At 73.6% G+C, this 25,006-nt stretch carries 21 protein-coding genes; 11 read left to right on the top strand and 10 right to left on the bottom strand.

The window, feature by feature from the left end; all coding sequences use genetic code 11:
- Nucleotides 1–237, bottom strand: coding sequence for a DUF5957 family protein (locus IW256_RS08710; protein WP_197010461.1), 237 nt, complete (start codon nucleotides 235–237; stop codon nucleotides 1–3).
- Between the two features lie 185 nt (nucleotides 238–422).
- A complete protein-coding gene (locus tag IW256_RS08705) occupies nucleotides 423–1,595 on the bottom strand; it encodes a sensor histidine kinase (RefSeq protein WP_307828806.1) in 1,173 nt (390 codons plus the stop codon).
- Between the two features lie 166 nt (nucleotides 1,596–1,761).
- Here IW256_RS08705 and IW256_RS08700 point away from each other — a divergent pair, with 166 nt between their 5' ends.
- Together IW256_RS08700 and IW256_RS08695 are read left to right on the top strand one after the other, a co-directional pair.
- Nucleotides 1,762–2,001 (top strand): helix-turn-helix transcriptional regulator, encoded by a 240-nt coding sequence (locus IW256_RS08700; protein WP_307828805.1) that lies wholly within the window; start codon nucleotides 1,762–1,764, stop codon nucleotides 1,999–2,001.
- 59 nt (nucleotides 2,002–2,060) lie between these two features.
- Nucleotides 2,061–2,654 (top strand): hypothetical protein, encoded by a 594-nt coding sequence (locus tag IW256_RS08695; RefSeq protein WP_197010459.1) that lies wholly within the window; start codon nucleotides 2,061–2,063, stop codon nucleotides 2,652–2,654.
- A 16-nt stretch (nucleotides 2,655–2,670) separates the two neighbouring features.
- On the opposite strand, the gene glgP is transcribed toward IW256_RS08695, so the two are convergent.
- Nucleotides 2,671–5,301 (bottom strand): alpha-glucan family phosphorylase, encoded by a 2,631-nt coding sequence (gene glgP, locus IW256_RS08690; protein WP_197010458.1) that lies wholly within the window; start codon nucleotides 5,299–5,301, stop codon nucleotides 2,671–2,673.
- Nucleotides 5,302–5,532: 231 nt separating this feature from the next.
- On the opposite strand from glgP, the gene IW256_RS08685 reads away from it, so the two are divergent.
- From IW256_RS08685 to IW256_RS08675, 3 genes are read left to right on the top strand one after another with little or no spacing between them, the layout of a single operon-like run.
- The gene (locus tag IW256_RS08685; protein WP_197010457.1) at nucleotides 5,533–7,635 is read left to right on the top strand and encodes an alpha-1,4-glucan--maltose-1-phosphate maltosyltransferase; all 2,103 of its coding nucleotides are present in this window, start codon (nucleotides 5,533–5,535) and stop codon (nucleotides 7,633–7,635) included.
- Between the two features lie 50 nt (nucleotides 7,636–7,685).
- A complete protein-coding gene (gene treS / locus IW256_RS08680; RefSeq protein ID WP_420535445.1) occupies nucleotides 7,686–9,470 on the top strand; it encodes a maltose alpha-D-glucosyltransferase in 1,785 nt (594 codons plus the stop codon).
- A 7-nt stretch (nucleotides 9,471–9,477) separates the two neighbouring features.
- Nucleotides 9,478–11,010 (top strand): maltokinase N-terminal cap-like domain-containing protein, encoded by a 1,533-nt coding sequence (locus IW256_RS08675; protein ID WP_197010456.1) that lies wholly within the window; start codon nucleotides 9,478–9,480, stop codon nucleotides 11,008–11,010.
- Here IW256_RS08675 and IW256_RS08670 read toward each other — a convergent pair.
- A complete protein-coding gene (locus IW256_RS08670; protein ID WP_197010455.1) occupies nucleotides 11,007–11,765 on the bottom strand; it encodes a GntR family transcriptional regulator in 759 nt (252 codons plus the stop codon). The genes IW256_RS08675 and IW256_RS08670 overlap by 4 nt on opposite strands.
- Before the next feature lie 200 nt (nucleotides 11,766–11,965).
- Here IW256_RS08670 and IW256_RS08665 point away from each other — a divergent pair, with 200 nt between their 5' ends.
- The 3 genes from IW256_RS08665 (at nucleotide 11,966) to IW256_RS08655 (ending at nucleotide 15,207) form a co-directional block, all read left to right on the top strand.
- A complete protein-coding gene (locus tag IW256_RS08665) occupies nucleotides 11,966–12,184 on the top strand; it encodes a hypothetical protein (protein ID WP_197010454.1) in 219 nt (72 codons plus the stop codon).
- A gap of 374 nt (nucleotides 12,185–12,558) precedes the next feature.
- Entirely contained in the window at nucleotides 12,559–14,820 is a 2,262-nt protein-coding gene (gene glgB, locus IW256_RS08660; protein ID WP_197010453.1) for a 1,4-alpha-glucan branching protein GlgB, read from the top strand.
- Nucleotides 14,821–14,829: 9 nt separating this feature from the next.
- Nucleotides 14,830–15,207 (top strand): ACT domain-containing protein, encoded by a 378-nt coding sequence (locus tag IW256_RS08655; protein WP_197010452.1) that lies wholly within the window; start codon nucleotides 14,830–14,832, stop codon nucleotides 15,205–15,207.
- A gap of 69 nt (nucleotides 15,208–15,276) precedes the next feature.
- Here IW256_RS08655 and IW256_RS08650 read toward each other — a convergent pair whose 3' ends face one another.
- Complete coding sequence (locus tag IW256_RS08650; RefSeq protein WP_197010451.1) at nucleotides 15,277–16,149, bottom strand: NUDIX domain-containing protein; 873 nt, start codon at nucleotides 16,147–16,149, stop codon at nucleotides 15,277–15,279.
- A gap of 113 nt (nucleotides 16,150–16,262) precedes the next feature.
- Between IW256_RS08650 and IW256_RS08645 the strand changes: the two genes are divergently transcribed.
- From IW256_RS08645 to IW256_RS08635, 3 genes are read left to right on the top strand one after another with little or no spacing between them, the layout of a single operon-like run.
- Entirely contained in the window at nucleotides 16,263–16,763 is a 501-nt protein-coding gene (locus tag IW256_RS08645; RefSeq protein ID WP_307828804.1) for a PaaI family thioesterase, read from the top strand.
- A gap of 18 nt (nucleotides 16,764–16,781) precedes the next feature.
- A complete protein-coding gene (gene sppA, locus IW256_RS08640; RefSeq protein WP_197010450.1) occupies nucleotides 16,782–18,485 on the top strand; it encodes a signal peptide peptidase SppA in 1,704 nt (567 codons plus the stop codon).
- Nucleotides 18,470–18,967, top strand: a complete 498-nt coding sequence (locus tag IW256_RS08635) for a flavin reductase family protein (protein ID WP_307828803.1) — start codon at nucleotides 18,470–18,472, stop codon at nucleotides 18,965–18,967. Before sppA ends, IW256_RS08635 begins: the two co-directional genes overlap by 16 nt.
- A gap of 39 nt (nucleotides 18,968–19,006) precedes the next feature.
- Here the strand turns inward: IW256_RS08635 and IW256_RS08630 are convergent, their stop codons facing one another.
- From IW256_RS08630 to hutU, 5 genes are read right to left on the bottom strand one after another with little or no spacing between them, the layout of a single operon-like run.
- The gene (locus tag IW256_RS08630; protein ID WP_197010449.1) at nucleotides 19,007–19,552 is read right to left on the bottom strand and encodes a ferritin-like domain-containing protein; all 546 of its coding nucleotides are present in this window, start codon (nucleotides 19,550–19,552) and stop codon (nucleotides 19,007–19,009) included.
- Nucleotides 19,553–19,600: 48 nt separating this feature from the next.
- Nucleotides 19,601–20,767 (bottom strand): imidazolonepropionase, encoded by a 1,167-nt coding sequence (gene hutI, locus IW256_RS08625; RefSeq protein WP_197010448.1) that lies wholly within the window; start codon nucleotides 20,765–20,767, stop codon nucleotides 19,601–19,603.
- Nucleotides 20,764–22,125 carry a formimidoylglutamate deiminase gene (locus tag IW256_RS08620; protein ID WP_197010447.1) on the bottom strand — a complete coding sequence of 454 codons (1,362 nt, stop codon included), beginning with the start codon at nucleotides 22,123–22,125 and terminating at the stop codon, nucleotides 20,764–20,766. The genes hutI and IW256_RS08620 overlap by 4 nt, the downstream gene beginning before the upstream one ends.
- An 11-nt stretch (nucleotides 22,126–22,136) precedes the next feature.
- Entirely contained in the window at nucleotides 22,137–23,330 is a 1,194-nt protein-coding gene (locus IW256_RS08615; protein ID WP_307828802.1) for an allantoate amidohydrolase, read from the bottom strand.
- 2 nt (nucleotides 23,331–23,332) lie between these two features.
- A complete protein-coding gene (hutU, locus tag IW256_RS08610; RefSeq protein WP_231403706.1) occupies nucleotides 23,333–24,994 on the bottom strand; it encodes a urocanate hydratase in 1,662 nt (553 codons plus the stop codon).
- Nucleotides 24,995–25,006 lie beyond the last annotated feature (12 nt).

The raw sequence follows: 25,006 nt of genomic DNA, 5'->3' as shown, positions 1-25,006 counted from the left end.
TCAGCGGTGGGCGCGGCCGGTCCGGGGCACGTCGCGTTCGTTCCTGCGGGCCCGGCGGTCCAGGGCGAGGCCGGCGACACCGCCGGCGACCGCCAGCACGGCGGGGAGGGCGGCGGTCCAGAAGCGGTCGGTCTCACCGGTCAGGAGCCTCTCGACGGCGGCGAGGAGCACCTCCAGGGCGAATCCCGCGAACAGTCCCGCGATGAATCCCATCAGGATCGCCCCGACCGATCTCATCCCGCTCCCCGTCTCTCGTCGTGCCGGCGCCGCGTCGCCGCCTGCCTGCCCGCCCGGGGCGCACCCATGCACGCGTTCCCGCGAGTCCGCGTGCACGCTCCGATCATGTCGGGGATCGGGCGGCCGGGGAATCCTGCGGAGGTGGACAACGCCGCTGCGCGTTCGGCGTAGCCGGAGGGCCGCCCTTACATCTCCGGTCGTACCCGCGCGGACGCCACGGGGAGTACGACGCGGACGCGGAACCCGCCGTCCTCGCCCGGCCCCGCCTCGAACGTCCCGCCCAGTGCCTCGGCGCGGTCGCGCATGCCCTCGATCCCGCTGCCGGTCCCTGCGGTGCGGGCCGGGACGGGCCGGCCGTCGTCCTCGATCCGCACGACCACCTCCGGGCCGGTGTAGCGGACGCGGATCAGCACCGAGGCGGCGTCGGAGTGCCGGGTGACGTTGGTGAGGGCCTCCTGGACGATGCGGTAGACCGCCAGGTCGGTCTCGGGCGGCAGCGGCCGGGGCTCGCCCTCGATCTCGGTACGGACGGCGGGTCCGGCGGCGGTGGCGCGCCCGGTCAGTTCGGGCAGGCGGGAGATCCCGGGGGCGGGTCCGGTCGGGGCGGGCTCGTCCACCTGGCGCAGCACGCCCAGGGTGGTGCGCAGTTCGCGGAGGGTCTCCTTGCTGGCCTGCTTGATCGCCTCCAGCGCGGCGGTGGAACGGTCGCTCTCCCCGGCGTGGAGGGCGGCGCTGGCCTGGACGTTGATCAGCGAGATGTTGTGGCCGAGGACGTCGTGCACCTCGCGGGCGATGCGCAGCCGTTCCTCGGTGGCGCGGCGCCGGGCCTCCTCCTCGCGGCCGTGCTCGGCCGCCGCCGCGCGCCGTTCGGCCTCGCGCAGGTAGGCGAGGCGGTTGTGCACGACCCCGCCGACGGCGACGACCGCGACGAACCAGCCGGCCAGCAGCCACAGCGCGGCGTCCTCCAGGTGGTTGACGTCGCTGCGGATCTCGCCGTAGGCCACCAGCGCCAGCGCGGCGGCGGCCCCGAGCGCCGAGGCCAGCACGCGCCCGCGGGCGGCGGCGTTGTAGAGGGCGAACACGAAGGTCAGCATGAGCGGGCCGTCGGGCTCGGACACCGGGTAGTAGAGGCCGGCCGCGACCATGGTGGTCCACAGGACCGCGGAGGGGTGGGCGCGCCGCCAGTACAGGGCGCCGCAGGCGACCACCGTCAGGACCCACTCCAGGCCCGGGACCATGTCCCGTCCGGCGCCGGTGGAGGGGGTGAGGGTCGTCACGGCGGCGACGGCCACGAACATCGCCACGGCCAGGATCGCGTCGGCGGACCGGCCGCGCGGCGCCCACGTCGGTGCTCGCACCGTCCCATCCTGCCAGTCCGGATCGGGCGTACGGCCGGGGTCGTCATGACCTTGCGATGATATGTAGTACTTATGCTATCTTCTGTGGCAGTTGTACGGCGGCGAGGGAGAGAAGATGGCCCGGTGGCGGGTCACGCCCGCTGGTCGCCCGCGGGAGGCTGAACCGGTGACCACGGACAAGGAGCACGTCCACAACAGGATCGCCGTGCTGCGGGCCGAACGCGGCGTGTCGCGCCGCGAGCTGGCCACGGCGCTGGGCGTCCACTACCAGACGGTCGGCTACCTGGAGCGGGGCGAGTACAGCCCCAGCCTGCACCTGGCGTTGCGCATCGCCGCCTATTTCGAGGTGCCGGTCGAGGTCGTCTTCTCGCTGGTGCCCTTCCCCCGGCTCGGCAGCACGAACTGACCGCCGGCCGCGCCGCGTCCCCGCCGCGCGAGCCGGAACGGTCCACGAAAGGAGCACTCATGGAACCGCGCACCGAGCGTGAGGAACGGCTGCTGGCCGCGTTCCGGAAGGAGCCACCGGCCCGGGTCGCCCACCGCAAGGGGCGCCGCGCGATGGTCGGGGCGGGCGCCGGCTGCCTGGCACTGCTGTGGGCGGACGCGGCGGTGTCCTGGGTGCTGGCGCCCAGCGACACCGCCATGATCACCAACTTCGCCGTCCTCGCTGTCTTCGTCCCGGCCGCGGTGTTCGTCTGGCGCACGCTGACGCTCGCCACCCGGGGCTCCACGGCGCTGCCGCTGCACCTGCTGGACGAGCGCCAGCGGGACGAGCGGTTGCGCGCCCACGCCGTCGCGCAGCGGCTGACGCTGCTGCTGCTGTTCGTCACCTACTTCGTCGTCCTGCAGGCCCTGCGGGACGAGGGGGTGCCGAGCGCGGCGGTCGCCCTGCTCTTCCTGGCCCTGCTGGCCACGGTCGCGGCGCTGCCCCTGCTGGTGGCCGCGTGGCGGGCGCCCGACGCGCCCGCCGAGGACGACCGGGACGAGGACGACCGGGACGAGGACGGGCCCCGGGAGGACGGGCCCCGGGAGGACGCCGGGTCCCCCGCGCGGTCGTGACCGCGCGGGGGACGGCTCACCGCAGGTTGCCGTTGGTCATGCCGTGCGGGGCGGCCGGCAGCGCGATCAGGCCCATCTCGGCGCGCCCCGCCAGCAGCGGGTGCCGGGGGACCACGCGCACGCTGTAGCCGAACGCGCCGCTGCGGGTCAGCGGCACCTCGCCCACGTACCGCCGGGCCCCTCCCCCGCCGTCACCGCCGGCGAGCTCGGTGAGCTCCAGGTGGGACGGGTCGACCAGGGCGTCGGACTCGTCCACGCGCCCGTACACCGCCTCCACGGCGACGTCGGACGGGTCGAGCCCGCCCAGGTCGACCACCACCCGGACCGGCAGCCGGGTCCCGACGTGCGGGCTGTCGGCCCCGCTGGACTCGACGTGCTCGACCGCCACCCGCGGCCAGTCCTTGACCACCTTGCGCTTCCAGGCCGCGAGGGCGCGGGCGCCCGCGTACCCGCCGGCCGCCATCGCGCGCGCCGACACCGCCGCCGGGGTGTAGTACTCCTCGACGTAGTCGCGCAGCATGCGGGTGGCCAGCACCTTGGGGCCGAGGGTGGCGATGGTGTGCCGCACCATCTCCAGCCAGCGGCGGGGCAGGCCGGAGGAGTCGCGGTCGTAGAACACCGCCGACACGTGGTCCTCGATCAGCTCGTACAGCGCGCCGGCCTCCAGGGCGTCGCGGCGGTCGGGGCCGGCCAGGCCGTCGGCGGACGGGATCGCCCAGCCGTTCTGCCCGTCGTACCACTCGTCCCACCAGCCGTCCCGGATCGACAGGTTGAGGCCGCCGTTCAGCGCCGCCTTCATCCCGGACGTCCCGCACGCCTCCAGCGGGCGCAGCGGGTTGTTCATCCACACGTCGCAGCCCTGCACCAGCGCCCGGCCGAGGTCCATGTCGTAGTCGGGCAGGAACACGATGCGGTGCCGCACGTCCTCGGCGTCGGCGAACCGGACGATCTCCTGGATCAGCCGCTTGCCGCCCTCGTCGGCCGGATGCGCCTTGCCCGCGATCACGATCTGCACCGGGCGGACCGGGTCCAGCAGCAGCTCGCGCAGCCGCTCGGGGTCGCGCAGCATCAGCGTGAGCCGCTTGTAGGACGGGACGCGGCGGGCGAATCCGATCGTCAGCATGTCCGGGTCGAGGGCGTCGTCGATCCAGGAGATCTCGGCCTCGCTCGCGCCGCGCTGCAGCCACGACTCGCGCAGCCGGCGGCGGGCGTCGTGCACCAGCCGCTCGCGCAGGGCGCGGCGCACCCGCCAGACCTCCCCCGCCGGGATCCGCCGGACCTCGTCCCAGCCCCGCCCGCTCTCCACGACCTCGGGCGCCTCCCGGGCGGCCAGCTCCAGGATCTCCCGGGCCACCCAGGTGCCGGCGTGGACGCCGTTGGTGATGGACCCGATCGGCACCTCGGCGGTGTCGAACCCGCCCCAGAGCCCGCCGAACATCTCCCGGCTGACCCGGCCGTGCAGCTCGCTGACGCCGTTCACGCGCTGGGCCAGCCGCATGCCCATGACCGCCATGTTGAACACGGTCCGGTCACCGCCCGGATAGTTCTCCGCGCCGAGTTCCAGCACGCGGTCCACCGGGGCCTCGGCCTCCTCGTTCCCGCCGCCGAAGTAGCGCTGGACGAGTTCGCGCGGGAAGCGGTCGATGCCCGCCGGCACGGGGGTGTGGGTGGTGAACACCGTGCCCGCCCGGACCGCCTCCAGGGCCTCGTCGAAGTCCAGCCCGTCCTCGGAGACCAGCTCGCGGATGCGTTCCAGCCCGAGGAACCCGGCGTGGCCCTCGTTGGTGTGGAAGACCTCCGGGGCCGGGTGCCCGCTGATGCGGCAGTACGCACGGATGGCCCGGACGCCGCCGATGCCCAGCAGCATCTCCTGGAGGAGCCGGTGGTCGCCGCCGCCCCCGTACAGCCGGTCGGTGATGTCGCGGGCGGCGTGGTCGTTGCCCTCGACGTTGGAGTCCAGCAGCAGCTGCGGTACGCGGCCGACGCGCGCCAGCCAGACCTGCGCGTGCAGGTCGCGGCCCTGCGGCTGCCCGATCGTGACCTGGACCGGGGTGCCGTCGGCCTCGCGCAGCAGCCGCAGCGGCAGCCCGTTGGGGTCGATCGGCGGGTAGTGCTCCAGCTGCCAGCCGTCCGGCGACAGCGACTGGGAGAAGTAGCCGTGCCGGTAGAGCAGCCCGACGGCGATGATCGGCACGCCCAGGTCGCTGGCGGTCTTGAGATGGTCGCCCGCCAGGATGCCCAGGCCGCCGGAGTACTGCGGCAGCGCGGCGGTGATGCCGTACTCGGGCGAGAAGTAGGCGATGGCGCGCGGCGGCGCGTCCCCCGCCCCCGCCTCGCCCCCGGCGGCGGCCAGGCGCTGGTACCAGCGCGGGGCGGTCAGGTAGTCGTGGAGTTCCTCGGTGGCGTCCTTCAGCCGCCGCAGGAACCTGCGGTCCTCGGACAGTGCGGCGAGCCGTTCCGCGGAGACCTCGCCCAGCAGCCGTACCGGATCGTGCCCGACGGCCTCCCACAGCGCCGGGTCCACGGCCTGGAACAGGTCCAGCGTCTCGTGGTGCCAGGACCAGCGCAGGTTGAGGATCAGTTCCTCGAGGCCGCGGAGCGGTTCCGGAAGAACGGTGCGCACGGTGAATCGTCGAATGGCCTTCACGTACCGCCACGCTAGACGCGAAACGGCGAAGATCGCGACCCGGCTCGGGAGAGGGTCGTGTCACCGCCGTCCCCGTTCCGCCCCACGACGCCCTCACCGCGGGCGCGGCCAAACGTTCGGTCACGGTGAGAAGTCGCCCGATCGCACAAAGTTACCACAAGGTACGAGGCGGTAAGGGTGGTTTCCCGGGCATGGACGTTTCGGAATCCACGACCGGGTAGGGGATGGCGCATGCAGGTCAGGTCCGGGACGTCCGTTGGTCGAGGTACGCCGAGAATCGGCCGAATTCCGATCCTCGACGTGGAACCCCAGGTGGGATGTGGCCGCTGGCCCGCCAAGGCCGTGGTCGGCGAGACGTTCGAGGTCGCCGCGACGGTCTTCCGGGAGGGGCACGAGACGCTGGGCGCCGAGGTCGTCCTGCGCGCGCCCGACGGCACGACGCGCCCGCCGCGGCGGATGACCGAGGTCACGCCCGGCCTGGACCGGCTGGCCGCCCCGGTCACCCCGACCGAGACCGGCCTCTGGCACTTCCGGATCGAGGCGTGGGGCGATCCGATCGCGCACTGGCGGCACGACGCCGAGATCAAGGTCCCGCGCGGCCAGGACGTGGAGCTGATGCTGGCCGAGGGGGCGCTGCTGTTCGGCCGCGCCGCCGAGGGGCTCCCGGCCGTGCACCGGCCGACACTGGCCCGGCTGGCCGCGCTGCTGGCCGACTCGACCGTCCCGGTGGACGAGCGCATGGAGGCGGCCCGCCACCCCGACGTGGTGGACCTGGAGCTGCGCTACCCGCTGCGCGACCTGGTCACCACCTCCGAATGGCATCCGCTGACGGTGCACCGCGAGCGTGCCCTCTTCGGGTCGTGGTACGAGTTCTTCCCGCGTTCGGAAGGCGCCTCGCACGACCCGATGGGCCGCCGCGGGCCGATGTCGGGCACGTTCCGGACGGCCATGAAGCGGCTGCCGGCCATCGCCGAGATGGGCTTCGACGTCGTCTACCTGCCGCCGATCCACCCGATCGGCCGGACGTTCCGCAAGGGGCCCAACAACACGCTGGAGGCCGGGCCGTACGACCCGGGCTCGCCGTGGGCGATCGGCTCCGAGGAGGGCGGGCACGACGCCGTCCACCCCGACCTGGGCACCCTGGAGGACTTCGACGCCTTCGTCGCGTACGCCGCCGACCACGGCCTGGAGATCGCGCTGGACCTGGCGCTGCAGTGCTCCCCCGACCACCCGTGGGTCACCGCCCACCCCGAGTGGTTCACCACCCGCGCGGACGGCACCATCGCCTACGCGGAGAACCCGCCGAAGAAGTACCAGGACATCTACCCCCTCAACTTCGACAACGACCCGGAGGGGATCTACCGCGAGGTGCTGCGGGTGGTCCGGCACTGGATGGACCACGGGGTGCGGATCTTCCGGGTGGACAACCCGCACACCAAGCCGGTCCCGTTCTGGGAGCGGCTGCTGGCCGAGGTCGCCGAGACCGACCCGGACGTGCTGTTCCTGGCCGAGGCGTTCACCCGCCCGGCCATGATGCACACCCTCGGCAAGATCGGGTTCCACCAGTCCTACACGTACTTCACCTGGAAGAACTCGCGCGAGGAGCTGGAGGAGTACTTCCGGGAGCTGACCGGGGACGCGGCGAAGTACATGCGGCCCAACCTCTTCGTCAACACCCCCGACATCCTCAACGAGTACCTGGTGCACGGCGGGCGCGCCGCGTTCGAGATCCGCGCGGTGCTGGCCGCCCTGCTCTCCCCCACCTGGGGCGTCTACTCGGGGTACGAGCTGATCGAGAACACCCCGGTACGGCCCGGCAGCGAGGAGTACCGGGATTCGGAGAAATACCAGTTCAGGCCGCGCGACTGGGAGGGCGCCGAGCGGGAGGGGCGCAGCATCGCCCCGCTGATCACCCGGCTCAACGCGTTCCGCCGGGCGCATCCGGCGCTGCAGGAGCTGCGCGACCTGACCTTCCACGATCCGGACCAGCCCGAGCTGATCGCCTTCTCCCGGACGCACGGCCGGGGCCACGGTCCCGGCACGGGGGCGGCGGGGAACGACGTGGCGGCCGTGCCCGCCGTCCCGGGCGAGCCGGTCCCGCTGAGCGGGTTCGACGACGTGGTCCTGGCCGTGGTCAACCTCAACCCCCACCAGGTGCGCGAGGCGACGGTCCATCTGGACCTGGGCGCCCTGGGGCTGCCGGACGACGCGTCGTTCCTCGTCCAGGACGAGCTCTCCGGCGAGACCTACCGCTGGGGGAGGTCCAACTACGTCCGCCTCGATCCCCATGTCCAGCCGGCCCACATCTTCACGCTCCGGAGCGACGACAGTTGAGCAACGCGAATGTCCCTCCTGCCCCGGGGCAGGTGCCAGCAGAGGAACCGATCACCGACATCCCGTCCGAGACCGTCTCGACGACGCCCGTCGAACCCGTCCTGGACGCGTTCGACCCGGAGGTGCCGCGCGATCCGCACTGGTTCAAGACCGCGGTGTTCTACGAGGTGTCGGTCCGCGGCTTCGCCGACTCCAACGGCGACGGCTACGGCGACCTGCGCGGCCTCATCCAGCGGCTGGACCACCTGCAGTGGCTCGGCATCGACTGCCTGTGGCTGCTGCCGATCTACCGGTCGCCGCTGCGGGACGGCGGTTACGACATCGCCGACTACACCCAGATCCTGCCCGAGTTCGGGGAGCTGGGCGACTTCGTGGAGCTGATCGAGGAGGCGCACGCCCGCGGCATCCGGGTGATCGCCGACCTGGTGATGAACCACACCAGCGACCAGCACCCGTGGTTCCAGGCGTCCCGGAGCGACCCGGACGGCCCGTTCGGCGACTTCTACGTCTGGTCCGACACCGACGAGCAGTACGCCGACGCCCGGATCATCTTCGTCGACACCGAGACCTCCAACTGGACCCACGACCCGGTGCGCGGCCAGTACTACTGGCACCGCTTCTTCAGCCACCAGCCCGACCTGAACTTCGACAACCCCGACGTCCAGGACGCGATGCTGGAGGTGCTGCGGTTCTGGCTCGACCTGGGCATCGACGGGTTCCGGCTGGACGCCGTCCCGTACCTGTTCGAGCGCGAGGGCACCAACTGCGAGAACCTCCCCGAGACGCACGCCTACCTCAAGCGCGTCCGGGCCGAGGTGGACCGCCTCTACCCCGACCGGGTGCTGCTGGCCGAGGCCAACCAGTGGCCGGCCGACGTGGTGGAGTACTTCGGCGACCCGGGAGTGGGCGGCGACGAGTGCCACATGGCGTTCCACTTCCCGGTGATGCCGCGGATCTTCATGGCGGTGCGGCGCGAGCAGCGCCACCCGATCTCGGAGATCATGACGCAGACGCCGAAGATCCCCGAGAACTGCCAGTGGGGCATCTTCCTGCGCAACCACGACGAGCTGACGCTCGAGATGGTGACCGACGAAGAGCGCGACTACATGTACACCGAGTACGCCAAGGATCCCCGGATGAAGGCCAACATCGGGATCCGGCGCCGGCTCGCCCCGCTGCTGGAGAACGACCGCAACCAGCTGGAGCTGTTCACCGCCCTGCTGCTGTCGCTGCCCGGCTCCCCGGTCCTGTACTACGGCGACGAGATCGGCATGGGCGACAACATCTGGCTGGGCGACCGGGACGCGGTCCGCACGCCGATGCAGTGGACGCCCGACCGCAACGCGGGGTTCTCCCAGTGCGACCCGGCCCGGCTGTACCTGCCGGTCATCATGGACCCGATCTACGGGTACCAGGCCGTGAACGTGGAGGCGCAGCGCAACAACCCCGGCTCGCTGCTGCACTGGACCCGGAAGATGATCGAGATCCGGCAGCGGCACCCGGTGTTCGGCGTCGGCTCGTACGTGGAGCTGGCGGCGTCCAACCCCAGCGTCCTGGCGTTCACCCGGGAGATCGGTGACAGCGAGGGCAACTTCTGGGGCGGCATGGACACCGTGCTGTGCGTCAACAACCTCTCCCGCTTCCCGCAGCCCGTGGAACTGGACCTGCGCCGCTTCCAGGGCTCGGCCCCCATCGAGTGCATGGGCGGGGTGCGCTTCCCGCCCATCGGCGAGCTGCCGTACCTGCTGACCCTGCCCGGCCACGGTTTCTACTGGTTCCTGCTTCCGCCGCCCCCCGAGCCGCCCGAGCCCGCCAAGGACGGCGTGATGAGGTGATGACGCCATGCGCCCGCTGGGCCGCGACCTGACCGACCCGCTGACCGAATGGCTGCCCCGGCAGCGCTGGTTCGCCGGCAAGGACCGGGCCATCGGTGAGGTGACGATCGGAGCCGACACCGAGCTGGCCCCGGGCGAACCCGGCCTGCGCCACGTGGTCCTGGACGTCCGGCAGGGCACCGACGTCGACCGCTACCAGCTGCTGGTGGGCATCCGGCACGACCTGCCCGACCGGCTGCGCGACGGCGCGATCGGGCAGACCTCCGACGGGGCGCACCTGTACGACGCCGCCAACGATCCCGAGCTGACCCGGGTGCTGCTGGCCGGCATGGCCGACGAGATCAGGGCCGGGGCGCTGCGGTTCCACCGGGCCCCGGGGACGGAGCTGAGGCGGGACCTGGCCGGGGTGCCCGGCTCGGCCGAGCAGAGCAACACCTCGCTGATCTTCGGGGACTCCTACATCTGCAAGCTCTTCCGCCGGCTGTCCCCCGGCGTCAACCCCGACCTGGAGGTCAACCTCGCGCTGACCCGGGCGGGCTGCGCGCACGTGGCGGCGGTGCGCGGCTGGATCGACCTGGAGCCGGACGGCGGGGAGCCGGTCACGCTCGGGCTCCTGTCGGAGTACCTGCGCACCGCCACCGACGGCTGGCAGCTGGCGATCACCAGTGTGCGCGACTGGCTGGCCCACGCGGGCCCGGGCGGCGTCGGCCGCTACCCGGGCGGCGGCCCGGCCCCCGCCGGCACGCCCGACGTCGGCGTGCCCGCCCCGCCCGCGCGGCGCGGGGACCTGGGCGTCCCCTGGCGGGACGGCGTGCCGGGCGGCGCCGAGGAGGCGGAGCCGGACGTGCTGGACCCGGGCGCGGCGGGGGGCGACTTCGCGGCCGAGGCCGAGCGGCTGGGCGCGGCCACCGCGGCGGTGCACCGCGACCTGGCGGTGGCGTTCGGTGTCACGCCGGCGCCCGCCGGGGAGGTACGGGCGATGGCCCACCGCATGCACCGCCAGCTGGCCGAGGTCAGCGCCGCGGTGCCGCAGCTGGCCGTCTACACGGAGGTGATCGGCCGGGCCTTCGACGAGCTCGCCGAGGAGGCCGTGGACCTGCCCCTGCAACGGGTGCACGGCGACTACCACCTGGGCCAGGTGATGCGCGCCGAGACGGGCTGGGTGCTGCTGGACTTCGAGGGCGAACCCGCCCGGGTGCCGGCCGAGCGGCGCGAGATGGCGCACCCGCTGCGCGACGTGGCCGGGATGCTGCGCTCGTTCGAGTACGCGGCCCGGTTCCTGCCCGCCGGCGACTCCCGGCTGTCCGCGGAGGCCTCGCACGGCCTGGAACTGCGCGCGCGGGCCTGGGCCGACCGCAACCGCGACGCCTTCTGCCGCGGGTACGCGGAGGCGGGCGGCGCCGACCCCGCGGCCAACGCCGTCCTCGTCCGCGCCCTGGAACTGGACAAGGCCGTCTACGAGATCAGGTACGAGGCGCGGAACCGCCCCTCGTGGCTGCCCGTCCCGCTCCGCTCCCTGGCCCACCTGGCGCCGCGCTAGATGTCGATGGCGTAGTCCAGGACGACGCGGTCGGCGGGGATGACGATGTCGCGGCACACCTCCAGGACGCGGGGTCCCGACAGCATCCGGCGGGTGATGGTGACGACCGGGACGCCGCCGCTCATCCGCAGCGTCTCGGCCTCCTCGGGGGTCGGCATCCGCGCGCGCACCGCCTCCTCCACCCGCGTGGGCGGGTGGCCGAGGAAGCTGAGCTGGGCGAGGGTGCCGCCGGGCCACGGCTCGCGTTCGGGGTCGGCGACGGGGGTGTCGCCGACCACGTCCCACGGCAGGTAGTTCACGGAGATCTGCTGCGGCTCGCCGCGGGCGTAGAAGACGAACCGCCGGCGCAGCACCTCGATGCCCGCGGCGGCCTCGAACAGGCCGGCCAGGTCGGTGTCGGCGCGGGTCCGGGTGTACTCGCGGTCGAGGCGGTACTCGTCCCAGGAGATCCGCTGGTCGTGGGTGAAGGTGGTCGCGGGGACGGCCATCGGCCGGGTCACGGTGCGGTAGCGGTCCATCGCCACCCTCCGGACCGGGGGCGCGACCCGCACGATCGTCCCGCCGCCGCGGCGGGTCTGGACCAGGCCCTCGCCGCGCAGCCGCGCGATCGCCTGGCGCACGACGATCTCCGACACCCCGTGCGCCGCGCACAGCTCCGCCATGGTCGGCAGCCGCGCGCCCTGGGGATAGCGGCCGTCCCGGATCTGGTCACGCAGCAGCTCGGCAATCCGGAGGTAGGCCGGACGGTCCGGCACCGGTATCACCCTCTCTCGTCCCCGGCTCACCGCTCCCCCCGAACCGATGAGCCGTTCGATCCCGGGCCGTCGATCCCTGTTTTGAATCCTGCCCTTCGCTATCTCCAGGGGGACGGTCCGCTTACGGACAGCTTGACACCTCTAAGACTGAGTAAGACTTTTGTATACAGAAGAGCCGCCTCGGGGAAAGGACCACCTGTGTGGGCGACTTCGACGATCTGAAGACGGCCCTCGAAAGCGACTTCCCGGGCTGGCTGGTGTGGCGCAGCGACGCCGGTCGCTGGTACGCCACCCGCGGCGGCGATCTCACCGACGCCCAGCTCCAGGCCGGGTACGCGATGACGGTCGCCGCCGACGACGCGGCGGGGCTGCGCGAGTTGCTGATCGACCAGGCCCGGCGGGACGGCGGGGAGCGATGAGGCGGGTCCGCCGGCGGCCGGACGGCCCGGTCCGTGCGCGGGGGCGGGCCGGACCGGACGGCCCCGGCCGGGCGGGCGGCGGACGTCCCTCCGGGGCGGAGCGGCCGCCGGAGGGACGACAGGTACCTGTGTCGCTGGGGTGACACAGGAATGGAGGCTCGGTCGGCGTGGTGGATGTCACCGCGAAGGCCGGAAGCGTGACCGCACGGGTGGCGCATCGGCGCGACCCCACGTGAAGAGCGGTGCCACCCGTGCGGTCGCGGCCATCGGGGGCGGCGGTCCCGTTCTGGGCCCGTCCCCAAGGTGAGAGTCGCCTTTTCCGGGGCATTCCTAGGTGCGGACGAGACCCCGGCAGCGAGGAGGCCATGATTCCCATGGCACGGGTGACGCGCGAGGAGATCGAGAAGCTGGTCGGGGGCGATCACCACGATCCGCATGGTGTCCTCGGCGCCCACCCCGAGCGTCAGGGGGTGGCGGTGCGGGCGCTGCGGCCCATGGCCGAGCGCGTCGAGGTGGTGCTGCCCGGCGGCGGCCGGCACCGGCTGCGGCACGTTCATGAGGGGATGTTCGCCGCCACCCTGCCCGCCGAGGCGTCGCTGTCGGGAGGCGGGCCGGACGACGCGCCGCTCGCGGTGCCCGACTACCGGCTCGCGGTCACCTACGGCGACGGCGTGGAGGTCGTCCAGGACGACCCGTACCGGTACCTCCCCACCCTCGGGGAGCTGGACCTGCACCTGATCGCCGAGGGGCGGCACGAGGAGCTGTGGCGGGCGCTGGGGGCGCGGGTGCGCACGTACGCGTCGGCGTTCGGCCCGGTCACCGGGACCGGGTTCGCGGTGTGGGCGCCGACCGCGCGCGGGGTGCGCGTGGTGGGCGACTTCAACCACTGGGACGGCCGGGCCCATCCCATGCGGTCGCTGGGGTCGACGGGCGTGTGGGAGCTGTTCGTGCCCGGCGTCGGCGACGGCGACGCCTACAAGTTCGAGATCCTCGGCGCGGACGGGCGGTGGCGTGCCAAGGCGGACCCGATGGCGCAGGCCACCGAGGTCCCCCCGGCCACGGCGTCGCGGGTGTTCACCTCGTCCTACGCGTGGGGCGACGCCGAGTGGATGGACCGGCGCAAGGAACGGTCCTGGGTGAACGAGCCGATGAGCGTGTACGAGGTGCATCTGGGCTCATGGCGGCCCGGCCTGAGCTACCAGGACCTCGCCGAGGAGCTCACCCGCTACGTCAGCGACATGGGTTTCACGCACGTGGAGTTCATGCCCGTGGCCGAACACCCCTACGGCCCGTCCTGGGGCTACCAGGTCACGTCCTACTACGCGCCCACGTCGCGTTTCGGGGACCCCGACGACTTCCGGCACCTGGTGGACCGCCTCCACCAGGCGGGCATCGGCGTCATCATCGACTGGGTCCCCGCGCACTTCCCCAAGGACGAGTGGGCCCTGGCCCGTTTCGACGGGACGGCCCTGTACGAGCACGAGGACCCCACCCGCGGCGAGCACCCCGACTGGGGCACGCTGGTGTTCAACTTCGGCCGCGCCGAGGTCCGCAACTTCCTGGTGGCGAACGCCTGCTACTGGCTGGAGGAGTTCCACGTCGACGGGCTCCGGGTGGACGCCGTCGCCTCGATGCTCTACCTGGACTACTCGCGCGAGGAAGGCCAGTGGACGCCCAACATCTACGGCGGCCGGGAGAACCTGGAGGCCATCTCGTTCCTCCAGGAGATGAACGCCACCGCCTACAAGCGCAACCCCGGCATCATGACGATCGCCGAGGAGTCCACGGCCTGGCCCGGCGTCTCCCGGCCCACCCACCTGGGCGGGCTCGGTTTCGGCTTCAAGTGGAACATGGGCTGGATGCACGACACGCTGGAGTACCTCCGGCACGAGCCCGTCTTCCGCAACTACCACCACGGGGAGCTCACGTTCTCCCTGGTGTACGCGTTCTCCGAGAACTACGTGCTGCCCCTCTCCCATGACGAGGTGGTGCACCTGAAGGGGTCGCTGCTGGGCAAGATGCCCGGCGACACCTGGCAGAAGTTCGCGGGGCTGCGCACGCTGCTCGCGTACATGTGGTCGCATCCGGGCAAGCAGCTGCTGTTCATGGGCGGCGAGTTCGGCCAGGGCGCGGAATGGGCCGAGGAGCGTTCGCTGGACTGGTGGCTGCTGGACAACGCCGCCGAGGGGGCCAACCACCTCGGCGTCCAGAAGCTGGTGCGCGACCTCAACGGCCTCTACCGGACCGCACCCGCGCTGTGGACCCTGGACAACGATCCGGACGGTTTCCGCTGGATCGACGCCAACGACGCCGGGGGCAACACGCTGTCCTACCTCCGCTACGGGTCCGCCGGAGCGGCGGGAGAGGCCGGAGAGTCGGGAGAGTCGGGAGAGGCACGGCCCGTGATGGCGTGCGTCATCAACTTCTCCGGCGCTCCGCACGAGGACTACCGCCTGGGTCTCCCGCACGCGGGCGGCTGGCGCGAGGTCCTCAACTCCGACGCCTACGAGTACGCGGGCAGCGGCGTGGGGAACATGGGCCGCGTGGAGGCGGTCGAAGAACCCTGCCACGCCATGCCGGCGTCGGCGGTCATGCGCGTCCCGCCGCTGGGGGCGGTGTTCCTCGTTCCCGAATAGGGTGGCCCGATGACCTCGCCGCCGTCCCACCGCTTCCACCTCGTGCGCTCGCCGTTCAGCGTGGACTTCGTGCCCGAGGCGACGTTCCCGGACGACGACGAGTGGATCGCGCTGGTCCGGGTCCCGGAGGGGCTGACCGTCATCCGGGAGGCGCCGCCGTTCGGCGACGGCACTCGCTGGGCGGGGCTGCTCGCCGACCGGTCGCACACCCCGGACGCGACGGCGGCGCTGGCCGCGCTGACCGGCGCGCTGGCCGCCGCCGGCCTGCCGGTCCTCGCCGTCACCACCCACCACGGCGATCTGGTGCTCGTCCCGGAACGCCGGGTCACCGAGGCCGCCGCCGCGCTCAAGGAGGCCGGTCACGAGGTGGTCGAGCCGCCCGCCTGAGGACGGAGCAGCCGCCCGCCTGAGGACGGAGGGGCCGCCCGCGCGAGCCCGGAGGGGCCGCCGCCGGGGTCAGCCGGTGAGGCAGCCGAGCAGCCAGCGTGGGCCGACGACCGCGGCTCCGGCCGCCTCGCTGCGGGCGCGCAGCTCGCGGTCGGCGGTGACGACGAGGTAGGCCGCGCCGGGGTCGCGGCGGCTCACCAGCCCCACGATCTCGTCGTCGCCGCTGCCGGGGGCCGCCACCACACGGACCCCGCCCGCGTCCCCGGGCCGGCCGGCGATCTCCCTGGCCTCGCCCTCGACCACCAGGACGACCTCGGGGAAGCAGCTGTCGTACGGGAGCAGGCCCTCGGGGATGCCGGAGACGCCGTCCTTCAGCACGGCCAGCTCGTCGCGCAGCCGGGCGTTGGCGCCGGGGCGGTCCTTCCACCAGCCGTCCGCGCGGGCGCCCACGACGTTGGCGGCGTCCACGACCAGGACCAGCCGCTTCAGCGCCTGGCTCAGCAGGGGCCAGCACGCGGCGAACGGCGGGAACAGGCGTTTGCGGGTGACCTCCTCCAGGGGGACCCAGGCGGCCCTGCGCGTCTCGCGGGACGCCGGCCGCACCTTCTCCAGCGCCGGGAGGGAACCGACCACGGAGGCGAAGTGCCAGCCGCCGTGGTCCTCGGTGCGGACGCCGTGCACGGTCACCCGGCTGGTGTCGAGGGTGCACTCCTCGGCGGTCTCCCGGAGGGCGCCCGTGATCGGGTCCTCATGGCTGTGCGTCGCCCCGCCGAACATCCCCCACGTACCGCCGCCGAGCCCCCACCAGGCGCGCTGCTGCAACAGCACCTGTACGTCGCCGCGCTCGTCGCGGTGGTAGGCCAGCAGGCCCGCCGCGCCGTGCCGGCCCCAGTGCGTGTGTCCCCTCGAGCATCGTGCCCAGCCGTCGCCGTCGCCTTCCATGTCCGCGACATTAGCCGCTCCGGGCGCCCCCGTGAGGAAGGGCACAGTGTCCCGCCGAACGAAACGGAATAGCATTCGGTGCGATATCGCCCACGGCGGGAGGATCGGAGAGCGTGGACGCCGCGAACGGCCGCCCGGCGACGCCGGGAGCCTCCCAGGTGGACCCTCATCTGCTCGCCACCCTGTCGGGGGCGGAGTTCATCCAGGCCATCGGCGACGGCCGGATCACCGAGTTCTCCCACGTCCACGACCATCTCGGCCAGGTGGTCGAGCGGGCCGAGCCCGGGCGGGTGGAACTCGGCTGGCAGCCCGCCGAGCGGCTGACCAACCCGGGCGGCGCGATCCACGGCGGCTACATCGCGATGATCCTCGACAACGCGGTGTGCATGGCGGGCAGCAGCACCCTCGAACGGTTCACCCCGATGCTCACCCTCCACCTGAACATCGACTTCCTGCGCGGGGTCGGCGTGGGCGAGACCTACACCGTCGTGGGGACCTGCGTGCACCCCGGGCGCACGCGCATGGTCTCCAACGCCGTCATCACCGACGGGCGCGGGCGGCCCGTCGCCCAGGCGTCCGCGGCCGTCGTGCCCAACCAGGCGTTCGCACGCTGAGCACATAGGCTGGGGCCCATGGTGGATCCCGGCACGATCGTCAACGTCATCAAGCAGGCCCGCGACCGGCGCACGGCACCGCTGATCCTGGAACTGGACCTCAGCGACGGCATCGTCGAGACCGCCCCCTCCGATCCCGTGTCGGCCCTGATGTCGATGCGCCGCAACCACCTGCGGGACGTGCTGGACGGCCTGCGCCGCGCACGCGGGGACGCCCGGGTCAGGGCGCTGGTGGTCAAGATCGGCGGCGGGGTCGGGCTGGCGATGGCGCAGGAGCTGCGCGAGGCCGTCCAGGCGGTGCGCGAGGCGGGCAAGCTCACCGTGGCGTGGGCGGAGACCTTCGGCGAGTCCGGGCACGGGACCGTTCCCTATTACCTGGCCACCGCGTTCGAGCGCGTCTACCTCCAGCCGTCCGGGGACGTCGGGCTGACCGGCGTCGCGCTGGAGGAGCCCTTCCTCGCCGGCGCGCTGGAGAAGGCGGGCATCCAGCCGCGGTTCGCCAAGCGCCACGAGTACAAGACCATGGCCAACACGTTCATGGAGAAGGCGTACACCCCCGAGCACGAGGAGTCCTCCCAGCGCCTGGTGACCTCCCTCGGCGAGCAGGTCACCGCCGGGATCGCCGCGGCCCGCGGCCTCACCGCCGAGCGGGTGCGCGAGCTGATGGACCGGGGGCCGCTGCTGGCCTCGGAGGCCCTGGAGCACGGCCTGGTCGACCGGCTCGGCTACCGCGACGAGGTGTACGGCGACCTGCGCGCCGAGGCCGGGCCGGACGCCCAGCTGCGCTACGTCTCCCGCTACAACCGCACGCACGGCCTGGCCCGCCGGCTGCCCCAGCCGGGCCGGCAGGACGCCGTCGCGCTCATCAGCGGCCACGGCCCGATCCGGCTCGGCCGCGGCGGGCGGGGCGGCCCGCTGCCCGGCCAGGGCCACTCGATGGGCTCCGACACGATCGGCGCCGCGCTGCGGGCCGCCGTCCGGGACGACCGGATCAAGGCGATCGTCTTCCGGGTCGACAGCCCCGGCGGCTCCGCGGTGGCCTCCGACGCGATCTGGCGCGAGGTGGTCCTGGCCCGCAAGGCCGGCAAGCCGGTGATCGTCTCCATGGGCAACGTGGCCGCGTCCGGCGGCTACTACGTCGCCATGGCCGCCGACACGATCGTCGCCCAGCCCGGCACGATCACCGGCTCGATCGGCGTGGTCGTCGGCAAGGCCGTCGTCAACGGCCTGCTGGAGCGGGCCGGCATCGGGCTGGGCACCGTCGCCGAGGGCGCGCACGCCCGGATGTTCAGCGCCACCAAGGACTTCAGCGAGTCGGAGTGGGAGCGGATCAACGCCTCGCTGGACCGGATCTACGAGGACTTCACCGCCAAGGCGGCCGAGGGCCGCGGCCTGTCCCGCGAACGGGTGCACGAGCTGGCCCGCGGGCGGGTCTGGACGGGCGCCGACGCCAAGGCCAACGGCCTGGTCGACGAGCTGGGCGGGCTCGGCCTGGCGGTCGACCTGGCGCGCAAGCGGGCCGGGCTGCCCGCGGACGCGCCGGTCCGCCCGTTCCCGCACGCCTCGCCGCTGGAGCGGCTGCGCCCGCCCGAGTCCAGCGAGGACCGCACCGCCGCCCGGGCCCGGTTCGACGCCTGGGGCTCCCTCGGCGGCGTGGCCGCCCGGCTGGGCCTGCCCGCCGCCGGCCCCCTGACCCTCCCGGGCACGTGGGACGTCCGCTGAACGACCTCACCGGCTACACCGAGGCGATCTCGGGGTTCGCCACGGGCGTGGTGGTGCTGACCGTCCGGGACGGCCGTGACGACCTGGGCGCCACGGTCACCTCGTTCATGTCGGTGTCGCTGGAGCCCCCGATGGTGCTGGCCGGGGTGACGTCCACGTCGTACCTGGCCGAGGTGCTGGCCCGCCGCGAACGCTGGGCGGCGACCGTGCTGAGCGCCGGCCAGCGGGCGCTGGCCGGCCGCTTCGCCGCGGCCGGCCGGCCCGGCGCCCGCCTGCTGCTGGCGAGCGAGCCGCACCATCGCGGGCCGTGCTCGGACGCCCTGATCGCCGACGGCGGCGTGGCCGCGGTCGAGTGCGAGACCCGGCAGCGCATCGAGGCCGGCGACCACACCCTGTTCGTGGCGGAGGTGCTGGCGGCCGAGCACCTGGGCCGGCGGCGCGAGCCGCTGATCCGGGTCAACCGCCGCTACGTGGGCGGCTAGGCGCGAGCCGCCAAGCGAGCGCCGTGGCCGGGGCTGGGCTCAACGGGCGAGGTCGCGCGGCAGCCGTTCGAGGAGGCCGCGCAGGTCGTCGGCGTGCTCCTCCTCCTGCGCCAGGATCCGCTCGAAGATCCGCTTGGTGGTGGGGTCGCCGTCGCCCAGCCACTGCACGATCTCGGTGTAGGACATGATCGCAACCCGCTCGGCGACCAGGTCCTCCTTGATCATCTCGACCAGGTCGAGGCTGGCGTCGTACTCGGCGTGCGCCCGGGTGGTCAGGGTGTCGGGTGAGAAGTCCGGTTCGCCGCCGAGCTGGACGATCCGCTCGGCCAGCAGGTCCGCGTGCTCCTGCTCCTCCTGGGCGTGCTCCAGGAACTCCGCCGCCACCGCCTCGGCGTGGATGCCGGTCGCGGTGAAGTAGTGCCGCTTGTAGCGCAGCGTGCACACGATCTCGGTCGCCAGCGCCTCGTTGCAGACCTGGATCACCCGTTCGCGGTCCGCCCCGTACGCCTCGGTGACCGGCCCCTTGTCGATCTCCTGCCGGGCGCGCTCGCGCAGCGTCTTCATATCGGTGAGGAACTCCGCCATTCATGCCTCCTTGTCAACGCACGAAGGCACCTACCCGCCCTGCGGATTTCACACCTGCTTCACACCCGCCCTCCACACGGCGGCGACCTGCGGGACCCCGGGCCGGTAGGCCAGATGGACGTGCGACGGCGCGTCCAGCATGAGGACATCCGCGCGGGCACCGACGCCCAGCCGCCCCACGTCCGTCCGGCGCAGGGCCCGCGCGCCCCCGGCCGTCGCCGCCCACACCGCCTCGGCCGGGGTCATGCGCATGTCCCGTACGGCCACCGCGACGCAGAACGCCATGCTGGAGCTGTAGCAGGACCCGGGGTTGCAGTCGGTGGCCAGCGCCACCGTGGCGCCCGCGTCGATCAGCCGCCGCGCGTCCGGGTAGGGCTGGCGCGTGGAGAACTCCACCCCGGGCAGCAGGGTCGCCACCGTCTCCGATCCCGCCAGCGCCTCCACGTCGGCGTCCGTCAGGAAGGTGCAGTGGTCGGCGGACGCCGCGCCCAGTTCCACCGCCAGCCGCACGCCCGGCCCCGGACGCAGCTGGTTGGCGTGCACCCGGGGCGTCAGGCCGGCCCGGACGCCCGCCTCCAGGACCTCGCGGGACTGGTCCTCGTCGAACGCCCCGGTCTCGCAGAAGACGTCCACCCAGCGCGCGTGGGGGGCGCACGCGGCCAGCATCTCCGTGGACACCAGCCGCACGTACCCGGCGGCGTCGCCGTCGTACTCGGGCGGCACGACGTGCGCGCCGAGGAACGTCACCTCGTCGGCGACCTCGGCCGCGATCCGCACGGCGCGCTCCTCCTGCTCCACCGACAGCCCGTACCCGGACTTGCACTCCACGGTGGTCGTCCCCTGCCGCGCCATCTCGTCCACGAGCCGCCGCAGGTTGGCCCGCAGCTCCTCGTCCCCGGCGGCGCGGGTCCTGGCGACGGTCGTCCGGATGCCGCCCGCCGCGTACGGCCGGCCGCTCATCCTGGCGGCGAACTCCTCGGCCCGCTCGCCCGCGAAGACCAGGTGCGCGTGGGAGTCCACGTACCCGGGGAGGACGGCCCGCCCGCCCGCGTCGTACGCCTCGTCCGCCGCCGGCGCGTCCGCGGACCGCCCGGCCCAGGCGACCTTCCCGCCGTCCAGCACCAGCGCCGCGTCCCGCAGCAGCCCGAGGGGTCCCTCCCCCAGCCCCGGCTCGTTGGTGACCAGCTCCCCGATGTTCCCGATGACCGTGCTCACTCGTTTCCCTTCCCGGTGACGGCGGTGACGGCGGCGTGGAGGGCGGACGGAACGGACTCCACGAGCAGGTGGCGGCCGTCGCGGACGATCTCGCGGCCGGAGACCACGACCGTGCGGACGTCGGCGGCGGTGGCGGCGAAGACGGCGGCCTCGGCGGCGAGGGCGGGGTCGGTGCCCGCCGTGCGGACCGAGTCCAGGGCGACGGTCACCAGGTCGGCGAGGGCGCCGGGCTCCAGGCGGCCCGCCTCCGGCCAGCCGAGCCCGGCGTGGCCGTGCCGGGTGGCGGCGGCGAGCAGTTCCCCGGCGGTCCAGTGTCCCCGTTCGCGGGTGCGCAGCCGTTCGTCCAGCTCGACCGCGCGGGCCTCCTCGAACAGGTCGATCACGGCGTGCTGGTCGGAGCCCAGGCTGATCGGGGAGCCGGCGCGGGCCAGGTCGCGGGCGGGGCCGATGCCGTCGGCGAGGTCGCGTTCGGTGGTCGGGCACATGCACACGCCGGTTCCGGTGGAGCCGAGCAGGGAGATGTCCCCGGGGGTGAGGTGGGTGGCGTGGACGGCGACGGTGCGCGGGCCCAGCGCCCCGCCCTCGGCGAGGAGGCCGGCGGGGGTCATGCCGTACGCCTCCAGGCACGCCTCGTTCTCCGCGGGCTGCTCGGAGAGGTGGACGTGCAGGGGCGCGTCGCGTTCCCCCGCCCATTCGGCGACGGCGCGGATCTGCTCGCGGGGCACCGCCCGTACGGAGTGGATCGCGGCGCCGACGCGGGCGTGCCCGGCGTCGCCGGTCCGCTCGTGGAGGGCGCCGGCGCGGCGTGCCCAGCCGGCCGCGCCGCCGTCCCCGAAGCGGAGCTGGGGCCCTTGGAGGGGCCGCCCGATGCCGCCCGTCAGGTAGCAGGCGTCGAGGAGGGTGATCCTGACGCCCGCGTCGGCGGCGGCGGCGATCAGGGCCTCGCCCATGGCGTTGGGGTCGTCGTACGGGGCGCCGCCGGGCCGGTGGTGGAGGTAGTGGAACTCCCCCACGCAGCTGACGCCGGCGAGGGCCATCTCCGCGTACACGGCGGTGGCCAGGGCTCGGTACGAGCCGGGGTCGAGCCGGTCGGCGACCTGGTACATCCGCCCGCGCCAGGTCCAGAAGTCCCCGCGCGTGCCCGGGGCGGCGCTCTGGGCCCGGCCGCGCAGGGCGCGGTGGAAGGCGTGGGAGTGGGCGTTGGCCAGGCCCGGGAGGGTCAGCCCTTTCAGGCGGGGCGTGCCCGGCGGGGCCGGGACGCCGGGGGTGACGGCGGTGAAGCGGTCGCCCTCGGCCTCGATGAGCACGTCGGCGGCGATCCCGTCTCCGGACCACGCGTATTCGGCATGCCACTGCATGGGCGTCCCTATCAGCAGGCCAGGTCGGCGAGGACCGCGGTGAGCGCCTCCACCCCGGCCAGGCAGTCGTCGGTCGTGGCGGACTCGGCGGGCGCGTGCGAGACGCCCGTCGGGTTGCGGACGAACAGCATCGCGGTGGGCAGCCGGGACGCGAGGATCCCGGCGTCGTGCCCGGCGCCGGTGGGCAGGACGGGGACGCCGCCCAGGGTCGCGGCCAGCCGGTCCCGCAGGGCGGTGTCGAAGCCGACGACCTCGGAGTAGGACTCCTCGGCCAGCTCGACCGACACGCCGTGCTCGCGGGCGGCGGCGCGGGCGGCGGCGTGGACCTCCGCCACCGTCCGGCGGACGGCGTCGTCGGCCGGGCCCCGGCCGTCGAGCCAGGCGGTGACGGCGGAGGGGATCGCGTTGACGCCGTTCGGGGTGACCTGGACCTTGCCCACGGTGGTCAGGGTGCCGTTGCGCGCGGCGGCGCGGCGGGCCTCCAGGATCATGTGGGCGAACGGCTGCATGGGGTCGCGCCGGTCCTCCAGGCGCGTGGTGCCGGCGTGGTTGCCCTCGCCGGTGAAGTCGAACCGCCAGCGCCCGTGCGGGACGATCGCGCCGGCCACGCCCACCGGCACGTCCAGGGCGCGGCCCTGCTCGATGTGCAGCTCGACCAGGCAGCCGATCCGGCCGAGCAGGTCGTCGTCGCGGCCGATGCCCTCCGGGTCGGTGCCGTGGGCGGCGAGCACCTCGGCGAACGTACGTCCGTCGCGGTCGCGCAGCCCGCGGGCCCGCTCGGGGGTGATGGCGCCGCTGAGGAGGCGGGAGCCCAGGCACGCCACACCGAAGCGGGCCCCCTCCTCCTCGGCGAACGCGGCGATCCCGATGGGGCGGCGGGGCCGGGCGCCCCGTTCGCGCAGCAGGTCGATCGCGGCGAAGGCGGACACGACGCCCAGCGGCCCGTCGTACGCGCCGCCGCCGGGCACCGAGTCCAGATGGCTGCCGGTCAGCACGCCCGGTTCGTCCGTGCCGCCGGTGTCCCACCAGGCGAAGAGGTTGCCGTTGCGGTCCCGTTCGACCCGGAGGCCGCGGGCGCGCGCCTCGTCCAGGAACCAGTCGCGGCACTCCAGCTCGGGCGGGGTCCAGGCGAAGCGGTGGTAGCCGCCCGCGCCCGGGTCCCGCCCGACGGGCAGCAGCGCCGCCCACATCTCCTCGAAGCCCACGGTCAGCCGTGCTCCGCCATCGGGACGCGCACGCCGCGTTCGGCCGCGACCTCGGCGGCGCGGTCGTAGCCGGCGTCCACGTGCCGCATCACCCCGGTGCCGGGGTCGTTGGTCAGGACGCGCTCCAGCTTCCGGGCGGCCAGGTCGGTGCCGTCGGCGACGCAGACCTGCCCGGCGTGGATCGAACGGCCGATGCCGACGCCGCCGCCGTGGTGGATCGACACCCAGGTGGCGCCGGAGGAGGTGTTGAGCAGGGCGTTCAGCAGCGGCCAGTCGGCGATGGCGTCCGAGCCGTCGGCCATGCCCTCGGTCTCGCGGTACGGCGAGGCCACCGAGCCGCAGTCCAGGTGGTCGCGGCCCAGCACGATCGGCGCGCTGATCTCGCCGCGCGCCACCAGGTCGTTGAAGACGGCCCCGGCCTTGTCGCGCTCGCCGTAGCCGAGCCAGCAGATCCGGGACGGCAGCCCCTGGAAGTGCACCTTCTCCTGGGCCATCCGGATCCAGCGGGTCAGCGGCTCGTTGTCCGGGAACAGGTCGAGGATCGCCTGGTCGGTGCGGTGGATGTCGGCGGGGTCGCCCGACAGCGCGGCCCACCGGAACGGGCCCTTGCCCTCGCAGAACAGCGGCCGGATGTAGGCGGGCACGAAGCCGGGGAACGCGAACGCGCGGTCGTACCCGGCGGTCTGCGCCTCGCCCCGGATGGAGTTGCCGTAGTCGAACACCTCCGCGCCCGCGTCCTGGAACCCGACCATCGCCTCCACGTGCGCGGCCATGGACTCGCGGGCGCGGGTGATGAAGCCCTCGCGGTCCTTGTCGCGTTCGGCGGCCCAGTCCTCGAACGCCACGCCGCGCGGGAGGTACATCAGCGGGTCGTGCGCGCTGGTCTGGTCGGTGACGATGTCGATCGGGGCGCCGCGGCGCAGCAGCTCGGGGACGACGTCGGCGGCGTTGCCGAGCACGGCGATCGACAGCGGCTCCCGGCGCGCCTTCGCCTCCTCGGCCAGGCGCAGCGCCTCGTCCAGCGAGCCGGCCTGCCGGTCGCAGTAGCGGTGCGCGACCCGGCGCTCGATGCGGGACGGGTCGCACTCGACACAGATCGCGACGCCGCCGTTCATGGTGACGGCGAGGGGCTGGGCGCCGCCCATCCCGCCGAGCCCGGCGGTCAGCGTGATCGTCCCGGCCAGCGACCCGCCGAACCGCTTCTCCGCGACGGCCGCGAACGTCTCGTAGGTGCCCTGGAGAATGCCCTGCGTGCCGATGTAGATCCACGAGCCGGCGGTCATCTGCCCGAACATCGTCAGGCCGAGCGACTCCAGCCGCCGGAACTCCTCCCAGGTCGCCCACTGCGGGACGAGGTTGGAGTTGGCGATGAGCACGCGGGGCGCCCACTCGTGCGTGCGGAAGATCCCGACCGGCTTGCCGGACTGGACGAGCAGCGTCTCGTCGCCCTCCAGGGACCCCAGCGACCGGACGATGCCGTCGAAGCAGTCCCAGTTCCGGGCGGCCTTCCCCGAGCCGCCGTAGACGACCAGCTCGTCGGGATGCTCGGCCACCTCCGGGTCGAGGTTGTTCATGAGCATGCGCAGCGCGGCCTCCTGCGGCCAGCCCTGGGCCGTGGTCAGGGACGTGCCGCGCGGTGCGCGTACGGGACGGGGTCCGGACATGCGTCGCTCCTT

Source organism: Actinomadura viridis (assembly GCF_015751755.1).
GTDB classification, from domain to species: Bacteria; Actinomycetota; Actinomycetes; order Streptosporangiales; family Streptosporangiaceae; genus Spirillospora; species Spirillospora viridis.
Note: the sequence above shows the minus strand (reverse complement) of the source record. Positions and strands in the feature narration are given on the sequence as shown.